The sequence below is a fragment of the Streptomyces sp. NPDC039480 genome (assembly GCF_055597165.1).
Genome location: NZ_JBVITX010000003.1, coordinates 105,210 through 127,372 on the forward strand (window position 1 = coordinate 105,210; position 22,163 = coordinate 127,372).

Annotated in this window: 18 protein-coding genes and 2 pseudogenes; 6 read left to right on the forward strand and 14 right to left on the reverse strand. The window is 71.6% G+C overall.

The window, feature by feature from the left end; genetic code table 11:
- Nucleotides 1-91 precede the first annotated feature (91 nt).
- Nucleotides 92-979, forward strand: a complete 888-nt coding sequence (locus ACZ56E_RS11110; protein ID WP_471213277.1) for an alpha/beta fold hydrolase — start codon at nucleotides 92-94, stop codon at nucleotides 977-979.
- Nucleotides 980-999: 20 nt separating this feature from the next.
- Here the strand turns inward: ACZ56E_RS11110 and ACZ56E_RS11115 are convergent, their stop codons facing one another.
- Nucleotides 1,000-1,674: a LysE family translocator gene (locus ACZ56E_RS11115; RefSeq protein WP_471213279.1), complete on the reverse strand. Its 675-nt coding sequence runs from the start codon at nucleotides 1,672-1,674 to the stop codon at nucleotides 1,000-1,002.
- A 75-nt stretch (nucleotides 1,675-1,749) separates the two neighbouring features.
- A complete protein-coding gene (locus ACZ56E_RS11120; protein WP_471213280.1) occupies nucleotides 1,750-3,648 on the reverse strand; it encodes an ATP-binding cassette domain-containing protein in 1,899 nt (632 codons plus the stop codon).
- Between the two features lie 553 nt (nucleotides 3,649-4,201).
- On the opposite strand from ACZ56E_RS11120, the gene ACZ56E_RS11125 reads away from it, so the two are divergent.
- The gene (locus ACZ56E_RS11125) at nucleotides 4,202-5,002 is read left to right on the forward strand and encodes a VOC family protein (protein ID WP_471213281.1); all 801 of its coding nucleotides are present in this window, start codon (nucleotides 4,202-4,204) and stop codon (nucleotides 5,000-5,002) included.
- Here ACZ56E_RS11125 and ACZ56E_RS11130 read toward each other — a convergent pair.
- Nucleotides 4,994-6,235 (reverse strand): MFS transporter, encoded by a 1,242-nt coding sequence (locus ACZ56E_RS11130; RefSeq protein ID WP_471213283.1) that lies wholly within the window; start codon nucleotides 6,233-6,235, stop codon nucleotides 4,994-4,996. The two genes, ACZ56E_RS11125 and ACZ56E_RS11130, sit on opposite strands and share 9 nt — an antisense overlap.
- Before the next feature lie 98 nt (nucleotides 6,236-6,333).
- Here ACZ56E_RS11130 and ACZ56E_RS11135 point away from each other — a divergent pair, with 98 nt between their 5' ends.
- The gene (locus tag ACZ56E_RS11135; RefSeq protein ID WP_471213284.1) at nucleotides 6,334-7,422 is read left to right on the forward strand and encodes a DUF5937 family protein; all 1,089 of its coding nucleotides are present in this window, start codon (nucleotides 6,334-6,336) and stop codon (nucleotides 7,420-7,422) included.
- A 52-nt stretch (nucleotides 7,423-7,474) separates the two neighbouring features.
- Here the strand turns inward: ACZ56E_RS11135 and ACZ56E_RS11140 are convergent.
- Nucleotides 7,475-7,939: pseudogene (locus tag ACZ56E_RS11140) on the reverse strand (deaminase); the annotation flags it as partial.
- A gap of 126 nt (nucleotides 7,940-8,065) precedes the next feature.
- A complete protein-coding gene (locus ACZ56E_RS11145) occupies nucleotides 8,066-9,370 on the reverse strand; it encodes an amidohydrolase family protein (RefSeq protein ID WP_471214067.1) in 1,305 nt (434 codons plus the stop codon).
- A 684-nt stretch (nucleotides 9,371-10,054) separates the two neighbouring features.
- Between ACZ56E_RS11145 and ACZ56E_RS11150 the strand changes: the two genes are divergently transcribed.
- Both ACZ56E_RS11150 and ACZ56E_RS11155 read left to right on the forward strand, forming a co-directional pair.
- Nucleotides 10,055-10,897 carry a GntR family transcriptional regulator gene (locus tag ACZ56E_RS11150; protein WP_471213286.1) on the forward strand — a complete coding sequence of 281 codons (843 nt, stop codon included), beginning with the start codon at nucleotides 10,055-10,057 and terminating at the stop codon, nucleotides 10,895-10,897.
- Nucleotides 10,894-12,459, forward strand: coding sequence for an MFS transporter (locus ACZ56E_RS11155; RefSeq protein WP_471213287.1), 1,566 nt, complete (start codon nucleotides 10,894-10,896; stop codon nucleotides 12,457-12,459). Before ACZ56E_RS11150 ends, ACZ56E_RS11155 begins: the two co-directional genes overlap by 4 nt.
- Nucleotides 12,460-12,475: 16 nt before the next feature.
- Here the strand turns inward: ACZ56E_RS11155 and ACZ56E_RS11160 are convergent, their stop codons facing one another.
- The 8 genes from ACZ56E_RS11160 to ACZ56E_RS11195 all read right to left on the reverse strand — a co-directional run bounded on the left by ACZ56E_RS11160 (nucleotide 12,476) and on the right by ACZ56E_RS11195 (nucleotide 20,849).
- On the reverse strand, nucleotides 12,476-13,384 hold the full coding sequence (locus ACZ56E_RS11160) for a branched-chain amino acid transaminase (protein WP_471213288.1): 909 nt from the start codon (nucleotides 13,382-13,384) through the stop codon (nucleotides 12,476-12,478).
- Nucleotides 13,381-14,469 carry an Ldh family oxidoreductase gene (locus tag ACZ56E_RS11165; protein WP_471213290.1) on the reverse strand — a complete coding sequence of 363 codons (1,089 nt, stop codon included), beginning with the start codon at nucleotides 14,467-14,469 and terminating at the stop codon, nucleotides 13,381-13,383. The genes ACZ56E_RS11160 and ACZ56E_RS11165 overlap by 4 nt, the downstream gene beginning before the upstream one ends.
- 16 nt (nucleotides 14,470-14,485) lie before the next feature.
- A complete protein-coding gene (locus tag ACZ56E_RS11170; protein ID WP_471213292.1) occupies nucleotides 14,486-15,490 on the reverse strand; it encodes a diiron oxygenase in 1,005 nt (334 codons plus the stop codon).
- Nucleotides 15,412-16,467 (reverse strand): EamA family transporter, encoded by a 1,056-nt coding sequence (locus tag ACZ56E_RS11175; RefSeq protein ID WP_471213294.1) that lies wholly within the window; start codon nucleotides 16,465-16,467, stop codon nucleotides 15,412-15,414. The genes ACZ56E_RS11170 and ACZ56E_RS11175 overlap by 79 nt, the downstream gene beginning before the upstream one ends.
- Entirely contained in the window at nucleotides 16,461-17,765 is a 1,305-nt protein-coding gene (locus tag ACZ56E_RS11180) for a KamA family radical SAM protein (protein ID WP_471213295.1), read from the reverse strand. Before ACZ56E_RS11180 ends, ACZ56E_RS11175 begins: the two co-directional genes overlap by 7 nt.
- Nucleotides 17,766-17,798: 33 nt before the next feature.
- Nucleotides 17,799-18,566 carry a TauD/TfdA family dioxygenase gene (locus tag ACZ56E_RS11185; RefSeq protein WP_471213297.1) on the reverse strand — a complete coding sequence of 256 codons (768 nt, stop codon included), beginning with the start codon at nucleotides 18,564-18,566 and terminating at the stop codon, nucleotides 17,799-17,801.
- A 96-nt stretch (nucleotides 18,567-18,662) separates the two neighbouring features.
- Entirely contained in the window at nucleotides 18,663-19,550 is an 888-nt protein-coding gene (locus tag ACZ56E_RS11190; RefSeq protein WP_471213298.1) for a helix-turn-helix domain-containing protein, read from the reverse strand.
- Between the two features lie 57 nt (nucleotides 19,551-19,607).
- Nucleotides 19,608-20,849 (reverse strand): glycosyltransferase, encoded by a 1,242-nt coding sequence (locus ACZ56E_RS11195; RefSeq protein WP_471213300.1) that lies wholly within the window; start codon nucleotides 20,847-20,849, stop codon nucleotides 19,608-19,610.
- A 183-nt stretch (nucleotides 20,850-21,032) separates the two neighbouring features.
- Here ACZ56E_RS11195 and ACZ56E_RS11200 point away from each other — a divergent pair.
- Nucleotides 21,033-21,254: pseudogene (locus ACZ56E_RS11200) on the forward strand (transposase); the annotation flags it as partial.
- 19 nt (nucleotides 21,255-21,273) lie between these two features.
- Here the strand turns inward: ACZ56E_RS11200 and ACZ56E_RS11205 are convergent.
- The gene (locus ACZ56E_RS11205; RefSeq protein WP_471213301.1) at nucleotides 21,274-22,161 is read right to left on the reverse strand and encodes an SDR family oxidoreductase; all 888 of its coding nucleotides are present in this window, start codon (nucleotides 22,159-22,161) and stop codon (nucleotides 21,274-21,276) included.
- Between the last annotated feature and the right edge of the window lie 2 nt (nucleotides 22,162-22,163).

Sequence of the window (22,163 nt, forward strand, 5' to 3'; positions counted from 1 at the left end):
CCAGGCACATGAGCGCCGACGGTCGGGGCAAGGGAGGCATCAGCATCGCGCACACGATGGGCGCGGTGCTCAAGCCGTCCAGGGAGGCCGGATGTTCGAAGGGTTCGAGACCGCGCAGATCGACGTCGGTGACGCTTCCGTCTTCGTCCGCTTCGGTGGGCAGGGCCCGCCCGTGGTGCTGTTGCACGGCCATCCCCGCACGTCGGCCACATGGCATCGGGTCGCTCCGCTGCTCGTGCAGGCCGGTCACACGGTCGTGTGCCCGGACCTGAGGGGATACGGACGTTCCAGGGGGCCGCGCTTCACGGCGGATCACGCGGGCTATTCCAAGCGGGTGGTCGCCGAGGACGTGGTGGCTGTGATGCGTCGGCTCGGACATCGTCGGTTCTCGCTCGTCGGCCACGATCGTGGAGGCAGCGTCGCTCTGCGTCTCGTGCTGGACCACCCCGGAGTTGTCTCCCGGGTGGTCTTCGCGGATGCTCTGCCGCTGACGGAACATCTGTCGCGTATCACCGTCGAGTTCGCCACCCAGTGGTGGCACTGGTTCTTCTTCGCGCAACCGGACATCCCCGAGCGCGTCATCACCGCCGACCCCGACAGCTGGTATCACGGCGATCCCGAAATCATGGGAGAGGAGAACCACGCCGAGTGGCGGCAGGCCACGCGCAACCCCGACGTCGTACGAGCCATGCTCGAGGACTATCGCGCGGGCCTCACGATCGACCGGCGGCACGAGGAAGCCGACCGCGCCGCCGGTACCCGCGTCACCTGTCCCGCGCTGGTTCTCTGGTCCCTTCGTGACGACATGGAGGATCTGTACGGGGATCCGCGTGCGATCTGGCGTCAATGGGCCGACGACGTGCGCGGCCACGGCATCGACTCCGGGCACCACATCGCCGAACAAGCCCCCGCTCCATTGGCCTCCGCGCTCACCGACTTCCTTGCGGCGGACCGGAAATCTTCCCCGGACCCCGAGTAACCACGACCCGAGTCTCCCGCTCAGGCTGCCGCGGCGACGCCGATGCCGATGGCGATGAACAGCCAGCCGGTCGTCAACTCCCAGCGGTGGCGGATCTTCGGCCGTGCGAGGAACGCCCGTAGCCGCGCGGCGACGGCGACCAGGGCGAACCAGTAGGCGACACCGATGACGATGTCCAGGGTGCCGAGGAAGAAGATCTGCCGCGAGGTCGAGCCGCCGCCGGCGACGAACTGCGGCAGGATGCTGAGGAAGAACAGCGCCGCCTTGGGATTGAGTACGTTGGTCAGGAATCCCTGGGTGAAGCCGGACCGCCACTGGCCATGAACTGGCCCTTCTGCCCTAGGAGTTCGCGGATCGGTGCCGTGTGCCAGGCCGCCGGCCGCCGCCCGCCCCGCCGCTCGCTCGCGGGCGGCTCGCCGCGCGGCCAGCACGGCCCGGACGCCCAGGAGGACGAGGTAGGCCGCGCCCAGCAGCTTGATGGCGTCGTAGACCGCCGGAGAGCGGGCGGCGATCACGGAGAGACCGACCGCGGCGGCGAGCATGTGCACGCACAGCCCGGCCTGGGCGCCCAACGCCGCGGCCCGGCCCTTGGCCGGATGCTCGGTGGCCGATCTCACCACCACGAGGAAGTCCGGGCCAGGAACCACGTACGCCACCATCACCACACCGAGGAAGCCGACGAGGTCGACCGACATCGATTCCCCTTTCGTTGACGCGCAGCCGGTCCTTCGCCGGTTCCCTGCCGGTACCCCCGATGGTCTTGGACAGGCTCAGCGGTCCTGGGCCAGCGCGTACAGCTCGCCCAGGAGGCTTCCCTCCGTCCCCACGAGTTCGTCGAAAGTGCCCTGTTCGCGGATGGCACCCCGGTCGAGGACGATCACACGGTCGGCCATGCGGACGTTGTCCAGCCGGTGCGTGACCACCACGGTGATGCGATCCGGGGCCGTGGCCCGCAGTTCCTGGAAGATCGTGTGTTCGCCGCGGGCGTCCATCTCGCTGGTCGGCTCGTCCAGGACGAGCACGGCGGGTTCGCGGTACATCGCCCTCGCGCATGCGAGCCGTTGCCACTGGCCGCCGGAGAGTTCGTGGCCGCCCCACACCGAGCGGGCGAGGAGCGTGTCGAGTCGGTCGGGCAGTTCGCGCAGGGCCCGGCTCATGCCGACCCGTTCCGCCACGTCCCAGATCCGGTCGTCGCCGTGCTCGCGGGGCTGGCCCAGGGTGATGTTCTCCCGGGCGGCGAGCGGCCAGTGCCCGTTCTTCTGCGGGACCAGGCCCACGTGCCGCCAGACCGAGTCGGCGTCGGCGGTGGCCAGATCGGTGTCGTCCCACAGCACCTTGCCGTCGGTGGGAACGGTCAGCCCGGTGAGCATACGGATCAGCGTCGACTTGCCCGCGCCGTTCTCCCCGACCAGTGCGACGACCTCGCCACGACGCAAGGTGAGGGTGATCGGCCGTACGGCCGCGGTGTCCTTGCTCGGGTAGCGGTACGAGGCGCCTTCCAGGCGGATCCGCTCCGGAGGCCCGGCCTGCGCGGTGCCGCGGACCGTGGCCATGGCGCGGACCTCGTCGATGAAGTCGTAGTAGTCGGAGAGGTAGAGGCCGTGGTGGAACATCACCGTGCTGTATCTGATGATCGAGTTCAGGGCGCGCCCGGCGGTCTGGGAGGCGACCACGGCGGTGCCCGCGATCGCCGTCGACATGGCGCCGGCCAGGACGAGCGCGGCCAGGGACGCCCACATGCCGAGGGTGAACAGGCCACCCAGGGACGCGGCCAGCAGGGTGATCAGCAGGTAGGGGCGGGCGCCCGCGAGCTCACGGCCTTCCACGCGGTCGCACATGGACCGGTACCAGAAGTGCAGATAGCCGCGCATCGTGTTGGCCCGCAGCTCGTCGGCGAGCTCGGCCGTGGTGAGCCACCAGCGCATCATCCCGCGTACGTTGCGGGCGGAGACCGTCCGGTCGTGGACCCGGTAGTCGACGCGCGCGGCGATCACTCCGCCCAGACCTCGGGGGACGACGGACAGCAGGAGCACGCCGAGCAGCAGCGGATGCAGGGAGGTGAGCACCGTCGCCGCGGACACCAGCTGGACGAGCCCGTTGGTGAGGGTCTTGGCGTCGTCGGCGAGGTCGACGGCGCGCAGCGCGCCGATCTCCGCCGCCTTGCTCCGGTCGCCGAAACCCGCCGCGTCGTACGCGGCGAGTTCGGCGCGCATGTACAGGTCGACCAGGGTGAGGTCGGCGGCCGAGGCGATCTTCGGGTTCAGGCGCCGGGTCGCCCAGTCAGCGAGGATCCACATCGCCGCGCCGGTGGCCATCGCCACGACGGCGACGGCGAGAGCGGGCCAAGCGCGGGTGAGGCCCTCGCGGGGGTCGGAGACCATCAGCTGCGGCAGCGCCCTGGCCACGGCGGCGAGCATCACTCCCGTGCCGATGCCGGACAGCAGCTGGCACCCGACGACCGTCGCCGTCATGCGGCGGTCGACCGTCCAGGCGAGCCGGGCCGTCTGCATCAGTGCCGCGGGAATGCGGCGGGCCATGTCCCACAGGGTGGCGTCGTCCATGGCGCCCCGGTGCTTGCGTCCGTTGTAGTCGAGCTCCGGCGGCGCGGACGGCCGCGGACCTCCGCTGCGGGCCGCGGGGACGGTCACGGACTCGTGTGGTGTCGTCATGCGGACACCTCCGCCGGGAGCCGGTCGTACCGCTTCTGCGGGGCGAGGTCCCGGCAGCCCTGGAGACACGTGTGGGGGACGAGCGCGGTGATCGGGTACGTCATGCTCCCCACCCCGATGACGGTCGTGATGCCGATGCGAACAGGGCGCGACGCACATCGACCGGTCGCCGGAAGGCGGTGGCCTCGACGGCCTGCGCGGGAGGATTTTCGAACGCGGGGCGAAGGGTGGTCAGCATGCGGACGGGATTCACGGATTCTCCTCGGTGGCGGGAAACGGACCGGACACCGATACAACGCCGCTGATCACAGGGCCGATACGGGCAGCCTCGGGCGACTGGTCGAGCAGAAGTTCGAAGCCGGGCGGGTGGGACGAGTGCTGGAGGCGCGCGCCTACGCCACCTGTCCGTTCGATTCACTCTTCCGAGCACGGCGGCGCGGTCCCGGCCCCGGCGGCAGGGGCAGCGTTAAGTCACACCAGTGCCATAGCGCGACGCGGGGCCCGACCGTGGGGATGATGGAGGCCCGTCCATCGACCCCGGAACGGTACAGAGATGAACAGCTCCAAGACGCCCACGACCGAGCACGTCGCCAGCAGCTCGGTGTTCGGCGCGCCCTGCTGGGTCAACCTGACCACGCGCGATCTGCGGTCCGCGGAGCGGTTCTACCACGCCGTGCTGGGATGGGACTGGCGCACCGGGAAGCTGGGCGACGAGTACCGGTTCGCCCATGTGGGCGACCTGCCGGTGGCCGGGGTGTCGGTCGTGGAGGCCATGGGGCAGACGGCTGTCGCATGGACGCCCTTCTTCGCCACGTCCAATGCGAACGAGACCGTCGCCCGCAGCCAGGAGCGCGGCGGGACGACCGCCGTGGGGCCCCTCTCGTTCCCCCCGGGGCGGGCGGCGCTGCTGGCCGACCGCGACGGAGCGGTCTTCGGCATCTGGGAGGGCGAGCTGGTCGCCAACTGGGAGGAGTGGCGCCGCGCGGCTCCGGTCTTCGTGGAGCTCCACACCCGGAACGCCTTCGACGCCGCCATCTTCTACGCGGAGGTCCTCGGCTGGGCGTCCACGGTCGCGGGCTGCTGCGAAGTGGACTACGAGGACGAGAAGGTCGTGCTGCGCAGCCAGGGCGACGTCGTGGCCCGTATCCATTCGGGCGCTGTGGAGTCCGCGCCCGATCCCTCGATCCGGCCGCGCTGGCAGATCCACTTCACGGTCGCCGACGTGGCGGCGTGTGCCCAGGCCGCGCTGGACAACGGCGGCAGTGTCGTCCAGGGGGAAGAGGGCGCGACGGAGGCCATCCTGTGCGATCCCGACGGGGCACGCTTCGTGGTGCGCTCGAAGCATTCACAGTGAGACGACCGCGCAGGCCGAGAGAAGCGTCGCGGCGGCAAGGCTTCCCCACAGGGCGGCGGGGCCGTGCGGGGCCAGCGCGGTGATGGCCGCCGGGGAGACGGCGAGGCCGAAGCCGGTGGAGAGCTCGAAACGCGCGAGCGTACGACCCATGGCGTGGGCCGGGGCGGCGGCGGTGACCAGCGCGGTGGCGCTGCCGGCGTAGATGATCTCGCCGAGCGTGCAGACCACGGACACTGCGGCGATGGCGGGGACGGCCCAGCCGTGGTCCAGCGAGGCCGCGCCGAGGAAGCCGAGGTACGACACGGTGAGGACCACGCCGGCGAGGGCCAGCACGGTCTTCCGGGGGTAGCGGGACAGCAGGACGGTGACCGGCACCTGGAGGGTGACCACCAGGACCGTGTTGGCCACGAAGATGCCCGCCGACCACGCCGGGGAGGCGTGCAGTTGGGTCGTGAGGATCAACGGCAGTGCGATTTCGGGGACGTTGAGGCAGAAGACGTAGATCACGTTGGCGGCGAGCAGGGCACGCATGCCGGGCGCGGGTTCGTCGCCCTTCTCCTGGATCGGGCCAGCAGCAGGAGCAACTGTGGGCTCGGCGGCCGGAGCAACCTCTACACGTACTCGTATCGACCATGTCAGAACCCCCGCGACGAGATAGCTGACGCCTGTGACGGCCGCCAGCGCCCGCAACGCCGGGGTGCCGCCCGCCAGGCAGACGGTGGCGACGAGCGCGCCGACGCCCATGCCGGCGTTGCGCAGGGCGCGGCCCGCCGCGAGCGCCGCGTCGCGTTCGCGGCCGTGGGAGACCGTGGCGACCAGGGCGGCGTGGGCGGCCGGCCAGGCCTGGTTGCCGACGCCGAGGACGAGTGCCGCCGCCGTGAACAGCCAGACGTTTCCTGCCGGGGCGGCCAGCAGGAGCGCCGTGCCCGCCACCCGCACCAGCATCGACGCCGCCACGGCCGTGCTGCGTGCGCCCCGGTCCAGCCAGCGGCCGAGCGCGGGCATGAACACGAGGCCCGCGACGACGCCCACCGTCATGGCGGTGCCGGTGAGCGGGGCCGACAGGTGCAAGACGGTCACTCCGTACAGCAACAGGAAAGGCCGCAGGAGGCCGGTGCCGAGCGCGTCCACGGCGAGGGCGACGGCGTAGCGGGGGCCGCCGGAGGCGTGGACGAGGGCGCGAGGTCTGATCTTGGTGGTGAGGGCGCGGGGTCTGATCTTGGTGGTGGGCATGGAGCCACCGTTCGCTCGACCGCCCTGGAGGGCACGTCAGTTGACGGACTCCGTCAACCGACGGCATCGCCGACCGTCCGACCAGCGATGATGAGCGGATGACGATGCGCATCGACATCACCGGACTGCCGTCCGACCGGCTGCGGTTCGCCGCCTCCCCGCTGGCCGAACTGACCGCGATGCTGCATGTGCTGGCCGCCCCCGGGCATCATCCGCAGCTGGCGGGCTGGGCGGCGGAAGTGCGGGCCGGGCTGCGGTCGGAGCTGTCGGAGCGCCTGCGGGAGGCGGAGTTCCTCTGGCGCTCCTCGCAAGCGGACTTCCTGCTCCCCGCCCGTCCTCGGCAGTCCCTCGCCGAGGAGTTGGACGACGTCGACCGGATCGACGACGAGACCTATGTGACCGCCGCGCTCGTCACCACGTGCGGCAGCAACCGGGCCCACTTGGCGGCCGCGCCCTCCCCGCTGACCGACGCGGACGCGCGCGAGCGGGCCCTGGATCTCGCGCAGGCCCGGGGCGCGCGGCAGGAAGCCTTCGCGGAACGGCTGCTCACTGACCCGGCCGCCGTACGGGCGCGGGTGCGCCACACACTCGAACAGTGCGCCGAGGCGTTCTTCGACGCGGCCTGGGCCGACGTCGCCGCGCAGCTCGCCGCCGACCTGCGCCTCAAGAACGACCTCCTGAAGCACCAGGGCATCGGGCCGGCCCTCGCATCGGTCTCCGCAGCCGTCGCGCTGGCGCCGGACGGTGACTGCATCACCGTGGACAAGCTGCAGGACAAGGCGACGGCCGCCCGCGGTACCGGGGTCACCTTCATCCCCAGTGTTTACGGCCGCCCGCACCTGGTGGTGGTCCACGCGCCCGGGTGGCAGCCGGTGGTGCAGTACCCGGTGGCCGAGCCGAACCCGCCGGAGCCGGTGTCGCTGGAGACGGTCGGGCTCCGCCTGGAAGCGCTCGCCCATCCGGTACGGCTACGTCTCCTGCGCACCCTGGCCCGGGGCCCGCACACCACGGGTGAGCTGGCCCACGCCTGGGAGCTGACGGCCCCGGAGGTCTCCCGCCACCTCGCCGTCCTGCGCCGCGCCGGCCTGCTGACGTCGCGGCGGCGCGGCCGCTACATCCACTACACCCTCAACCTGCCCGCGATGACGGCTCTGGGCACGGATCTGCTGTCGGCCGTGCTGCGCTGAGAGGACGGCCGCTCGGTCAGGGCAGGTGTCTCGGTCGAAGCAGGTGAATCGGTCAAAGCAGGTGCTGGTTCGGGGATTTGGCGGCGTCCGCGTACTCGGCCAGTTCGATGACGGTGGTGCCCGCGGACTCGAGGTCTACGGTGCCGTCCGTGCCGGGTGCGAATGTGTCGGGGTCTCGCCAGCCGACGACCACGCGGCGGATGCCCGCCTCGCGGATCAGCTGGGCGCAGGACCGTGGCCGGGAGGCGCGCTTGGCGCACGGTTCGAGGGAGCTGTAGAGGGTGGCCTCGGACAGCCGGGGGTCGTCGGGGGCGAGTTGGGCGAGAGCGCCTTCCTCGGCGTGGGCGTGCGCGTCGTGCAGGCGGGAGTGGGCGCGGGCGAGCTCGGTGCCGTCCTCGGCGACGACGACCGCGCCGGCGGAGAACGCCGTGGCCGAGGGCGGGCACTCGGTGGCGAGTTGGCAGGCCACGGCGAGCCAGGCCCGGTCGGCGGTGGTCGGCTCGGTGCCGGGTCCTGGCTGTCCGCAGGCTTCGGGAGATTCGGTCACAGGCTGCTCGTCTCCTTGGGGGCGTACCGCTAGGGGTACCACGCCACCGGCGTCCGGAACCTGTCTCCTTGTCTCAGGATGCCGGGAAGCGGTGCCTCAGGGGCGCCGCGTGTGGCGTGCTGTGCCGTCCGGGTCTGGGTCCACCCGCTGGATGCGGGCGCGCTCCACGACTCTCGGTCCCGTCTCTGCGGCCTTGCGGACCAGTGCGGGCCCGTCCCAGTCCGTGGGCCAGCCCTGCCACAGGCGCAGCCTGCCGTCCACGACGACCGCGGTGATCTGGTCCCGGTCGGCCAGCCGGACCAGTTCCCACGACAGGTCGTAGGACGGGGTGAGTTCGGGCACGCGGAGGTCGACGAGCAAGAAGTCGGCGGCCTTGCCGACGGCGATCTCACCCGTGACCTTGCCGAGCCCGACGGCGTCGGCGCTCCGGGCGGTGGCATGGGTGAGCCACGTGCGGCCGGCTCCGCACGAGGAGTCGCCGGACTGCAGGCCGTAGGCCAGGCGCTGGGCGCTCTCCGCGGCGTCGACCAGACGGAAGCCGCTGCCGCGGGTGCCGTCGGTGCCGGTGCCGAAACGGATGCCCATGGCCCGCCACATCAGGGCGTGCGCGACGCCGTTCCCCTTCCAGGCGCTGGCGACCGGGTTGTAGCTGACGGCGGCGCCGGTGTCGGCGAGCATGCGCATCTCGTCGGGGGTGAGCAGGGTGGCGTGGGCGCCGAGGGTGTGCGCGTTGAGGGCGCCGATGTGGTGTAGGTGGGCCACCGGGCGGCGGCCCACGCTCTTGAGCGAGCGTTCGACGGCGGCCAGGTGTTCGTTGACGTGAACTTGGAGGACCGCGTCGGCGTCCGCGCACAGGTCGGCGGTCCTCTTCAAGACCTCTGTGGTGGCGTCCTCGGGGACGGGTATCGCCAGCGAGGGGTGGATCAGCCGGGAGCTCTGGAAGCGCTCCAGGTGTTCCTTGCCGCCCTTTCCGTTGGAGACGACCTTCGACAGGACGCAGCGCAGCCCGGCCTCCTCGGCGGCCTCGGCGATGACGCCCACGTCGACGGGCGCGCGGGTGCCCGCGTCGGCGGCGGTGGTGAATCCGCCGCGCAGTGCCTCCAACGCCGCGAGCTTCGCCGAGAGGTGGGCGGTCTCCTCGTCCAGGGCGCGTTCCAGCGGCTCCCAGACCGTCTTGAAGATCTCGGACGGCTGCCCGAACGCCTGGGCCTTGCCGAAGCTCTGCGTCAGGTGGTGGTGGGCGTCCACGAAGCCCGGCATGAGCAGGTGACCCTTCAGCCGTACGGTACGGGCGTCCCGGTGCGCGTCGGTGAGCTTGCGGACCGGTCCGACAGCCTTGAAGGTGCCGTCCTGGACGAGCACCGCGCGGTCCTTGACCGGCCCTTCCGGCAGGAGGACCACGTCCGGTACGAGCAGGAGCCGCTTGCCTCGGAGGTCCTGGGGGCCGAAGGTGCCGGGGCCGCTCTGCGTACCAGAGGCGCCGTCGCGGTCGGCGGCGGCCGCCGGTCCCGCTCCGGCGGCGCCGAGCAGGCCCCCGGTCCCGACGAGCCCGGCCCCGACGACGAAGCTGCGACGCCCCACGCCGTGTGTCACACCGCCTTCGCGGCCGGCCTTTTCCGCTCCCGCGTCCCCGTCCCGTCGCCCGATGCTCTGCCCCCGCCCCTGCCCCTGCCCCTGCCCGTCGCCCTCGCCCGACGACCCGTCCCGCCACGCCTGCTGCACTACCGCACACTCCTTCGTGTCCACACAGGAAAGCCCCGACCGCGCGCGGGCAGCCGGGGGCGCCGACCTTAAGCGAGTCCACAGGACGGAACAAGAGTTTCGACACGTGGAACTGGAGGATGCGGTTCGAGCCGCGACGCGGAACACCTCGACTCGTCGGCGCCGACGCGGCGGCTGGGTGGCGCAACGGGTCCACGCTCCCCACCGCGTCGCACGTCACGGGCGTCGTCGCAGGTCAGGGCAGGTGGCGTAACGTGCAGGAAACCTCCGCGTCCTAGCTTTGGCGGGTGCCGCCGCGGCACGGCCACCGACTCGACACCGCCGTGCCGGGTCGGTCATGCCCCGACGCGCAGCGGAGGTCCCATGAACGCCTCGCCCACCCACTCCACCGAGCCCCGCCCGGCACCGGCACCGGAAAGCCGGCGGCGGACCCGGGCGGACCGGGCCCGGCAGGTCGCCGAAGTGCTGCGCCGTCAGATCGCCTCCGGGGCCTTCACCTCGGGCATGCTGCCCGACGAGCGGATTCTGATCGCCGACTTCGCGGTGTCGCGCAACACCGTCCGCGAGGCGCTGGGCGTGCTGCGCGACGAAGGCGTCGTCGAGCGGCGTCAGGGCGTGGGCACGGTGATCGTACGGCGGCCGTACGAGCACACCTTGGAGCGGCTGACCGGCCTGGCCGAAACGCTGAGCACGCACGGCGAGGTGACCAATCAGGTGCGGGTCGCGGACCTGGTGCGCCCACCCGGCGAGGTGGCACGCAAGCTGCACGTCCCCGACGGCGGCCGGGTGGTCTACATCGAACGGCTGCGGCTGCTGGACGGCGCTCCGCTCTCCCTCGACCTGACCTACCTGGCCGCGGACATCGGGGAGCCGCTGCTCGGCGCCGACCTGGCCGGACGGGACCTGTTCGGACTCATCGAGGAGTCCACCGGCGGCCGGCTCGGCTCGGCGAGCGTCACCGTGCACGCGGTGGGCGGCGACCCGCACACGTGCGCGCTGCTCGACCTCCCGGCGGGCTCGGCGCTGTTCACCGTCGAACGGCTGACCAGGATGCCCGACGGGCGCCCGGTGGACCTGGAGTTCCTGCGTATCCGCGGCGACCGCCTCGCGTTCCGCGCCGAACTCGTCCGCGCCGTACCGGAGCCGCACGACGGCCCTCCCCCCAGGAACGACGACAACCTGTCTCGGGCAGGAGGCGAACGGTGAACTCCGACTCCCCGCCCGCGGGCACGGACCAGGACGCGGGCCGAGGCGTAGACGTGGACAGGGACACCGGCCGGGATGCGGCAGACCCCGGCCCGCTGACCGTCGCCGTGATGTGTCTGTGCGTCACCCTGGTGGTGGGCATGGTCTCCGCGGTGAACCTCGCCGTGCCCGCGCTCTCGCGCAGCGCCCTGCGCCCGTCGGCCGAGGCGGTGCTGTGGGTGGTCGACGGCTATGTGGTGTTCTTCGCCTGCCTGCTCATTCCGGGCGGTGCGCTCGCCGACCGGCTCGGCCGCAAGCGGGTGCTGGCGGCGGGCATGGGTCTGTTCACCGCCGGATGCGTGCTGTGCGCCATGGCGCCGGGCATCGGCACGGTGATCGCGGGCCGGGTGATCAGCGGGGTCGGTGCCGCCGCGGTGCTGCCGACGACGCTGGCCCTGATGGTGGGCGGCGCGCCGACGCACCGCCGGCCACGGCTGGTGGCGGTGTGGGCGTCGATGACGGGGCTGGCGGCCGTACTGGGCAACGTCGGCGGTGGTGCGGCGCTGCAACTCGGTTCGTGGCGGGCGCTGTTCTGGTGTGTGGTGCCGTTGGCGCTGGCGGCACTTGTCCTGGTGGTGGCGTTCTCACCGGCGCCGCCGCGGCACGACCGGCCGGTGTCGACGGTGTCCGCGGTGCTGCTGACGGCCGGGTTCCTCGCCCTGCTGTGGGGCATCGTGTCCGGGCCGCAAGCCGGTTGGGGCAGCGCGCGGGTGCTGGGCGGTTTCGGTGCGGCGGCGGTGCTGCTGGCGGCCTGGGCCGGCTGGGACCTTCGCCGAGAGCATCCGATGCTGGACCCCCGGCTGTTCACCGTGCCGGTGGTGCGGGCGGGGGCGGTCGGCATGGCGTTGGTGTTCTTCGGGATGTTCGGCCTGTTCTTCGTCAACGGGCAGTATCTGCAGTACGCCAAGGGCTACTCACCGCTCGGGGCGGGAGTGCGGCTGCTGCCGATGGCGGGTGCGCTGTTGCTCGCGCCGCGCTGCGCGGCGGCCCTGGAGCGGCGCACCGGGCCACGGGTGACGCTGGGATCGGGGTTGATGGTGCTGGCCGCCGGTCTGGGCACGGTCTCGTTGGTCGGCCCGAGCACTCCGTATCCCCTGTACGCGCTCGGGGCGACGCTCACCGCGGCCGGGTGCGGCCTGTCGACGCCGCTGCTGTCGTACGGCATGATGTCCGCGCTGCCGGCGCAGCGGGCCGGGGTCGGTTCCGGTTTGCAGAGTCTGGCGCGGGAGTTGGGCAGTGCGCTGGGCGTGGCGGTCAGCGGCAGCGTGGTGACCGGGGTGTTCACCGCGGGCCTCCCGGCGCCGCTGCGCGGGCCCGACGCGCCGACGACCGTCCCCGCCGCCGAACACCGTCTGGACGCCCAGGGGTTGACCTCGCCCGACCTGCGGCACGCCGTCGTCGCGGACTTCACCACCTCCCTCGACACCGCGATGCGTGTGCTGGCGGTTCTGGTGGTGGTGGTCGGCGCGCTGGTGCTCGCCTGGTATCCGCGTCGCACGCCCCGGGCAGAGGACGGACGGTAGAAGGGTGACGGAGTGCTCACACCTCGGTGAGCCAGTCGGCGGCTGCCGGAGATTTTCCGCCGACCGCGTTCCGGTAGGCGTCACACAGCGCCGCCGTGACCGGACCGCAGCCCTCCGTCGTGGTGCGGCGGTCATCGACCGACTCGACCGGCACGACGCCGATGGCGGTCCCGGTCAGGAAGATCTCGTCCGCGGTGTACGCCTCGGCGTGTGACAGGGGGCGCTCGACGGTGGGGATGCCTGCGTCGCCGGCCAGTTCGAGCACGGTGGAGCGAGTGATGCCGGGGAGTATGCCCTGCTCCACGGGAGGGGTGTGCAGTACGCCGGAGCTGACGAGGAAGACGTTGGCGGCGGAGCTCTCGGAGATGTGTCCGGACGCGGTCAGCAGGAGGGCGTCGTCGTAACCGGCCCTGACCGCCGCGATCTTGGCGAGTGAGGAGTTGAGGTACGCGCCCGTGGCCTTCGCAAGCGGAGGAATGGTGTCCTGGTGGTTGCGCCGCCAACTGCTCGTCATGAGGCGCCAGTTACGGGTCGGTTGCTCCTCCCACGCCCAGGCGGCGATGGTCACGCGTACCGCCGACAGGTCGAGGGCGACGCCCATGCTGCCGTACCCCAGGTAGACGAGGGGGCGGACATAGCGTGGTCCGGGGCCGCCCGCTCTGATCAGTTCGGTGGTGGCGGCGATCAGTTCGTCGTCGGTGTGGGGGATGTCCATCAGGTAGACGCGGGCAGAGCGCCGGAGTCTCGCCAGGTGGTCGCGGAGCCGGAACACCGCTTGGCCGTCCGCGGTCTCGTGTGCCCTGATGCCTTCGTAGACCGCCCATCCGTAGTGCAGGGACTGGGTCAGCACATGGATCTGTGCGTCGTCCCAGGGGATGAGTCGGCCGTCCATCCAGATGAATTCGGCCGGGGACAGTGCGGTCACGGTGTCCTCCTCCGGGCGCCCGGAGGCGCGGGGGCTGCGATGCGGTGCCGCTGTGCCAGCGCGTACAGCGCTCGTGCCGTGTCCGGGTCCAGCGGGATGCCGTCCCTGGCGGCGCCGGCTTCCTGGTCGCGCTCCGGGTCTCCCGGGCACCGCACCGGCTCGGAGCCCGCGGGCGGTGCCCCGCGCGTGGTGCGTACGAGGTCGCGCAGCCGCCCGTCGAAGGCGCCCCGCCCACCGAAAGCGGCCGGATCCAGGCACAGCAAGAAGTGCGCCACCTCACGGCCTTTGCCGGGCGTCGCCTGTTCCATGTGGTCGAGCTCCCAGTCCAGCGGAGCGTCGGCGAGGACCGCGGTCATCAGGGTCACCATCATGCTCAGGCCTTGGCCCTTGTGCCCTGCGCCGAGCGGGGACAGGGCCGCGACCTCGGCAGCGTCGCGGGTGCCGCGACCGTCCGCGGCCGTGGCCCAGCCGGGGTCGAGGGGCAGACCGCGGCGCCCCCGTTCCCGTACCTCCCCCAGGCACACCTCACTGGTCGCCATGTCGAGAGCGAACTCGGTGTCGCCCTCTCCTGCCGCGACGCTGACCGGATTGGTGCCGAACATCGGGCCCCGCCCGTTGTAGGGGGCCACCCGCGACGAGGCGGACGTCATGGCCCAGCCGACCATCCCTGCTCTCGCCATGGCCCGGCTGTAGACCGAAGCGGCTCCGAAGTGGTTGGAGTTGCGGACCACGACGGCCGCGACCCCGTGCTCGGCCGCGCGCCGCACCGCCTCCCGTACCCCCGCGGTCCCGGCGACCACACCCAGTGCGGCGTCGGCGTCGATGAGCGCTGTCGAGCCGGTCTCCCTGACGGTCCGGATCTTCGGCCTGGCGTTGGCGATGCCCCGTTCGATGTCGTCTAGATACCGGGGCAGCAGCCGCAGCCCGTGGGTGCTGATGCCGCGCATCGAGGTCTCCACGAGCGCGTCGGCGACGACAGCACGGGCCTCGTCGTCGACGCCGTGGTCGGCCAGGGCGGCGACCACGATCCTGCGGGCCGTCTCGGCATCGATGCGGTACGTCCCCGTTGTGTCCTCGGATTTCATGGGGCCAGTACCCTCCTCACAGCACATAGGGCAGGTCGCCGGTCACCTTGACACTCGACCAGTCGAAGTCGACCTCGTCGATGACCTCCAGTTCGGTGAGGACCTGGTGCAGTCCGCTGTAGTCACGCAGCAGCGCGGTACGCCCGGCGGCCCTGCAGTCCTGGAGCATCCGGGTGCCGTCCGCCACCCCGACGAGCCGCATGATCGCTTCCCAGGCCCGGTAGTCGTTCGCGGAGTACGCCTCCAGCGCCCGGCAGAGCGCACGGACCAGGAACCGCTGCTGCTCGCGGCCCAGTTGGGGGTAGAGCACCTTGAGCAGTTCGCCGCTGATGGAGCCGTGGCAGACCTCGTCGTGCCGGTGCAGCCGGGAGATCTCCACGATCATCGGCTGGACGCCCGACGCCTTGGCGACGAGTTCGAGGTAGGCGCCGATGGACAGTTCGGTGGTGATGGCGAACGCGAGCGTGTACAGACTGCGCTGCCAGCGCTCCGACGCCTGCCCGCGCAGCGCGCGGTGCGTCTCGGCGACGTACGGCAGCGGCAGTTCCTTCGCTCGGAAGTGGCTGCCTCGTTTGGCCCGGGTGACGTCGCTGGCCATGCGGTGCATGAGGATGTGGAACTGCTCGTCCACCATGGCCTGTATCAGCGAGACCTCCAAGGCCTCGCCCCACAGGCCGGGGAACTCACCGCGCAGGATGAGCCCGAAGGCCGGATTGACCACATGGGTCTCGGAGTACTCGGTGTTCCTGTTGAGGGCGATCATGGCCCAGGTGAGGATGGCGCCCCGCTGCTCAGGAGGCAGGCCCAGATATACGGGGTGGTCGGCGAACGGGACGATGTCCTCGGGGTAGTCCGGCAAGGAAGGGTCGAACAGGTCGAGCAGTTCGGGGTCGTCCCGCTTGACGGTGGCCCTGCGCCGCCAGTTGGCCGCGAGGCGGTGGATCACCGGGTTGTCGACGGCGCCGAAGAGGGTGCTGCCGAGTTCGTCTTCCTCGGGGTTGCTGATGAACCGCTCGTCCATCCTTCATGTTCCTCTCGTGCTCTCGTGGCATCGGGGGGCGCGCCCGGTCCCGGCGGTCGCGTACGCATGGACCGCTGGGCCAGCAGCACCCCGGCGAGGACGGTGGCGACTCCCCCGCACTGCACGGCCGACAGGGTCTCGCCGAGGAGGAGGAACGCCGCTCCCGCCCCGGCCACGACCTCCAGGGTCGCGAACAGGCTCGCCGTGGAAGGCACCAGGAACTGCTGGGCGGCGATTCCGCTCAGGTAGGCGACGAGCGTCGCCACGACAGCGGCCCAGACGAGCACCGCCCATACGGGGGCGGAGACCGATCCGTAGTCGACGGTGTCCGCGAGGGCCGCGTAGGGGAAGCCGGTCGGCGGGGACAGGACGTTCAGTGCGACCGCGCCGACGGCGATGCCCAGCGCGGCCACGGCCACCGGATCGCGGTGGAGCAGGGCCCGGCCCGCGAGCAGGAAGCGTACGGACAGGGCCGCCGCCGTGCCGAGGGCGGCCAGCACCCCGATCAGGTCGAGCCGCAGCCGTGCCCACACCTCGCCGACCAGCAGCAGGCCGGTGAGCACGACGGCCGTGCCCGCCCAGACCAGGCGCGGCTGCGCGATCCGCCGTACGCAGCGCGACCAGACGACGACGATCACCGGTGACAGGAACTGCAGCACGACGAAGACACCGACCGGGATCCGCGCGACCGCGACGCCGCACAGCGTCTGCAGCGCGGCGAAGGAGAACAGTCCGAGGACGGCGATGACGGCCCACTCCTGTCGGGTCGCCAGCAGCTGCCGCGGCCGGCTGACGGCGGCGTATGCGAGGAGCAGCACGGCCGCGACGGTGAGCCGGGCCTGGGCGATCTCGGGCGCCGAGAGTCCCGCCGACGCGAGGACCTTGGTGGCGGGGCCGACCGTCCCGAAGGCGCAGGCCGACAGGACGGCGAGAGCGGCCCCGGCGGCCGCGCCGGTCGGGCGTGCGGCGTTCAGCACGGTCGTTCCCGTACGGCGGCGGCCTGCGGGAAGAAGAGCCGGTCGGGCCCGCCGAACGGGACCAGTTCGGACCACCACTGGGCGGCCGGGTCCCACCGCGCGTGGAAGGGCCGGCCCACCAGGTCGGGTATCCGGGCCTGCAGATAGCGCAGCGCGAAGGCCCGCCCGCCCGGCAGTTCGGTCACGCCGTCCACGGTCACCTTGCCCTCGGTCGTCGACATCACCGGTCCGCGGGCGGTACGGCCGAGTCCGGACATGCGCCGCACGGCGTCGCGGTGGATCTCGTACGCGCGCTGGAGCGGCAGGCCGAAGTAGCGTCGCGCGCCGGTGTCGCGCTCCACGAACAGGTAGTACGGGTGGATGCCGAGCAGGAGCTGTGTACGCCACGCGTTCGCCCACACCGCGGGGTCGTCATTGACGTGGCGTACGACGGGTGCCTGGGAGCGCAGTTGGGCGCCCACCCCGTGCAGGGCGGCCACGGCGAGCCGGGTCAGGTCGGGTTCCAGCTCCCTCGGGTGCGACACATGCACCATGACCGCGAGGTGGCGTCCGGCGCGGACCACGCGTTCGAGCAGGCGGAGCAGGCTGTCGGCGTCCGGCCCTGTCACCAGGCGGGCGGGATGGAAGGAGAGTGCTTTGGTGCCGATGCGGATGGTGGTGATGTGTTCCAGGCCGGGGCTCAGGACGGCGTCGACGTAGGGTTCCAGGAGTTCGGTGCGCATCACGAGCGGGTCGCCGCCGGTGAACAGCACATCGCTGATCTCGGGATGGTCCCGCAGATACGCGATGACCTGTCGCGGGTCGTCGTCCGCGATGCGCAGCTCCGGCCGGCCGACGAACTGTGCCCAGCGGAAGCAGTAGGCGCAGTACGCGTGGCAGGTCTGCCCATGGCGGGGGAAGACCAGGGCGGTCTGCGCGTATTTGTGCTGCACTCCGCTGACCGGGATGTTGCGGGTGAGCTGTTCGCCGGGGTGCGGATTGAGGCGGCGGCGGATGGCGGCCACGGTGTCCCGCAGCGCGGCGGGGTCGCCCAGCGCGCGCTCGACGGCCCGGAAGTCCCGCGGGTCGAGCATGTCGCGGTGGGGGAAGACCAGCCGGTACAGCGGATCGTCGGGAACGTTCTCCCAGTCGATCAGAGTGTCGATGACATGAGCGCTGACCTTGAACGGCAGTACGTGGCCGACCACTTCCACGTCATGGGCCTGCTGGGCGTCCTTGCACCGGTCGCGGACCAGCATGGCCAGCCTGCGTCCCGACACCGTACGTGTCGCGGAGACGGCCTGTTCGGCGATGGTCATCTGAGGGTCGGGCCCTTCTGCTGGGAGGCGCGCTCAGGCGGCGATCCAGTACCTGGTGAGGTGGCGGCCCGCGTCCTCGTACTGTGAACGGGCGTGCAGCAGCCGCTGGTTGTCCCAGATGAGCAGCGAGCCGTCGGCGACGAGCACCTGGGTGCGGTACTTGTCGAACAGCTCGCTCACCCGGCGGGCGAGGTCGGCCCCGGCCTGCCCGAGTGGAAGCCGTTCCGGCGGCAGCGGTGCCGAGTCGAGGGAGGCGTCGTAGTCCGCCGCCGTCAGCAGGTTGTAACTGAACCGCAGGACTGGGCGGCCGTGTTCGTCGTCGTAGAGCATGGGAGCGAGTACGGGCTCGCTGTCGCGTGCCGGGCCGGGAAAGACGAGGCGCGGCCCGGTCAGGAGCGCGTGCTCGGCCGGGCCGAGCAGCTTCTCCAGGACCCTGAGGTCGAGCAGATCGGTGTGGCCGCCCCCGCAGCGGGCCTGCTGGTGGCAGTACAGGGCCAGATAACGCGGGCTCGGGTCCAGGCCCGGTGCTTCGGTGTGGGCGCGGATGGTGTTGCGGCTCTGGGAGTAGGCGCGGCCGTCGTTGCCCGGACGGTAGACGACCTCGTGTTCCACGGTGCCGGTGTACTGGGGGATGAAGCGGCCGATGTCCTGGAGCAGCTCGATCGCATCCCGCTGGCCTCCCGGCAGGGCCACGACGGCAAAGCCGTCGGCGTCGAGTGCGGACCGTACGCTGGACTCGTTTGCGGACCGTACGCGCGATTCGCGTGCGGATCGTACGCTCGACTCGCATGGCACCGGCATGCCGCGCCCCCCTATACGCCGCTTCTCTTCTCCGAGCAGCCTGGCAAGGGGCACCGCGGCCGTATTGAAGAAAACCGACCTCGCCCCCAGGGTGGCTCAATCGGGCAGTACCAGGCTGGTCGGCTGGCCCTCGACCCGGTCCACGTCCGGGGGCCCTGTGCCGACGGTGGCGCGGGCTCGCAGGAAGCGTGACATGGTCCAGCCGGTCATGGACTTGAACTCCCGGCTCAGGTGGGACTGGTCGGAGTAGCCGGAGAGGGAGGCGGCGATGGCGCCGGGAAGCCCGTCGGTCACCAACCGGAGGGCGCCGCGCAGCCGCAGGATGCGGGAGGCCGTTTTCGGCAGCAGCCCGATCTGGTGCTCGAAGCACCGCTCCAAGTGCCTCTCGCTCCAGCCGCATTCACGTGCGAGCAGATGGACGGGCACGCCTCCGGACGTCTCACAGAGCCGGTTCCATGCCCACAGGACGCGTGCGGAGACGGCCGGCGCGCCGTCGAGCCAGCGGGTCAGCACCGTGTCCAGCAGTGCGAAGCGCCCGGGCCAGTCGGGGCAGTCGTCCAGCCGCTCGTCGAGTGCGTGGAACCGGGGGCCGAGCAGGTCGGCGGGCTCGGTCAGCGAGTTGGCGAGCTGGTCCATCGGGGTGCCGAAGAAGGTGTACGCCGCCCAGGGGGCGAGGACGACCTCCACGCCGCGCAGCCTGCCGTCGTGCTCACCGAGCCGGGCGCGCGACTGCGGGCCCGACACCAGGGAGGTGAACGAACATGCCGCGTCAGGCTCCTCCCGGGTGGCGTCGTGCACGCGCAGCTTCTGCCCGAAGAGGATGACCAACGTCGCCATGCAGTCGGGGAGTTCGAGCCGCCGCCGGGGCGCGGTCAGGTCGAAACTGAAGCCGCGGTAGCGCACGACGAGCGAGCGCAGCCGGGCGGCGGGCAGGGCGGTTGCCACCTCCCAGGTTCCGGCCGGGTCGAACTCGTGCCTCACCACCTCGCCATTGTGGGCGGGCGCGTGCCCGGCTCCGACCGTTGGTTCGCGCCAGAATCCTCATCCGAGCCTGTCGAGCGCGTCGAGGACATGCCGTGCGCCGTCCTCCTCGGCGATGCCTGCGGCGAGGAGGCGGGCGCGGCCGCGCAGGGCGGGGTCGCGGACCGCGGCGGCGATCGCGTCCGACAGACACTGTGCGGTCAGGCGCTGGTAGCGCAGGGGACGTGGGGACACGCCGAGGTCATGGAGACGGGCGGCCCAGAAGTGCTGGTCCAGCTGCACCGGGACGGGCACGGCGGGTACACCGGCGCGCAGGCCTGCCGCCGTGGTGCCGGCACCTGCGTGGTGGACGACGGCGGCGGTCCGGGGGAACAGCCAGGCGTGCGGTACTTCCTTGACCGTGATCAGGTCGTCGTTCTCGGCGTGCAGACCACTCCAGCCCGCCTGGAGAACACCCCGCACCTTCGCCCGGCGCATCGCCTCTCCGACCAGGACGCTCAGCCGTTCGGCGTCCTCGGTGACGAAGCTGCCGAAGCCGGCGAAGACCGGTGGCGGACCAGCGGCGAGAAAGTCGACGAGCCGCGGCTCGGGCTGCCAGCCCGGCGGGGTTTCGGGCCACCAGTACCCGCAGACCCGGTGCCCTTCGGGCCAGTCCCCCGGGCGCGGGACGACCCGTGGGCTGAAGCCGTGCAGGACGCCGCGCCCGCGGGGCATGCCCAGGGGCCCGCCGAACCTGCGCGGTGGCAGCCCGAGTTCGCGCCGCAGCTGCCCGACAGCCGGAGCGAACATCCGGTCGGTGGCCGCCAGCAGAACGTGGGCGCTCAGGCGGTTCCCGTACGAGCCGAACGAGCGAGCCCCGCCGACCGGTGCCGCGAAGGCAGCTGTGGGCTGGATCGGCTGGAGGTAGACGCCGAGGCTCGGCAGCCGCAGCGCCTCGCCCAGCACCGCGCACATCGGGTCGGTGACCGTGGAGCTCAGCAGTACGTCGGCGCCCTGCCGCACGGCGTCGTGCACGCCCGCCGACAGCGCCGGCATGAAGGCCTTCGCCATCCGCATCAGCCGTGCGAGAGCCACGGGCGCGCTGACCGCCCTGGCCAGCCCCTGCCCGCCCGCGGAGGCCAGCTCCGCCCGCGGGTCCACGGGCAGCGCCCGGAACCCGAGCCCATGAGCGGTCACCGCCGCCCGGAACCGCTCATGCGTGGCGACGGCCACCTCATGTCCCGCGGCGCTCAGCCGCACCCCCAACCCGGTGTAGGGAGCGACATCGCCCCAGCTCCCCGCCGTAACGATCAGTACGCGCATGGCGACACTATGTCAGGAGGGCGGGACGGCCGGCATGGGGGTATGCGGTGGCGCGGCCGAAGCCGTGGGAAGTCGGAGACGAGCTGTGGGCGGTGATCGAGCCGCTCCTGCCCAAGTCCGCAGGAACTCGGCCTCGGGTCGGGAATGACTCCGCAGCGCGACGCCACCGGCATCCCGCTCGCCGACCACGACAAATACCGCCGACCGGTCTGGGTCCTCGGGGTGAAGCCGCTGATCGCCCGTCGTGGCACCGAGCACGGCTCCGGACTGGGCACTCAACGCTGGGTCGTGGAGCGCGCGTTCGCCCATTCACATTGGTTCCGCCGCTTGCGAATCCGCTGGGAGATACGCGACGACGTCCACGAAGCGTTCCGCACTCTCGGATGCGCGCTCATCTGCTGGTGACGCCTGATGCGATCGCGTATCAGTGGGTGAAGGCGACAGATTCAGCGAGATCCTTCTGGGTTTCGAGCGCGGTGAGACGTTCGGTGAGTGCCGCGCGGATCGCGCTGTAGGTGTCGGAGCCGAGAGCCAGGCGCAGTGGCGGGCTCGGGTGGCGGGTGGTGTCGTAAATGGCGGCGGCGAGCTTGGCCGGGTCGCCGGTGAAGACGCTCTCGTCTGCTGTTTCCAGGTAGTGCCGGGTCTGGCCGACGGCATTGTCGCGGTAGACGGCCGTTTCGGTGGTGTATTGCAGGGCCGAAGCGAAGCCGGTGCGGGTGGCGCCGGGCTCGACCAGAGTGAGGTGGATGTTGAAGTCGGAGACCTCGCGGCTGACACTCTCGGTGAAGCCCTCCAGCCCCCACTTGCCCGCGTGATAGGAGCTGTGAGTAGGGATACCGACCTGGCCGCCCACGCTGGAGATCTGGATGATCCGGCCACCGCCCTGCTCCCGCATCGGCTGCAGGAAGGCGCGGGTGATCACCATCGGCGCGAGCAGGAGGACCTCGATCTGGTCTCGAATCTGCTCGACGGTCATTTCCTCGGCGGCGCCCACAACCGCGTATCCGGCGTTATTGACCACAATGTCCACCGGCCCGGACCGGAGAGTCCTGCCGACCACCTCGTCCACATCGGCCGGCCGCGTGAGGTCGAGGATCTCGACAGTCAGCCGGTCGCCGTGCGTCTCGCGCAGGTCGTCCAGCGCCGCGGGGCGGCGGACCGTCGCCGTGACGCGGTCGCCGTTCCGGAGGGCGTGCTCGGTGAGATGGCGGCCCAGCCCACCGGAGGCTCCGGTGATGAACCAGTGATGTGAGGCCTTGTCGGAGGGAGGAGGCATGCGAGTCTCCTGAAGTAGAGTGATACCGGAATCCATTC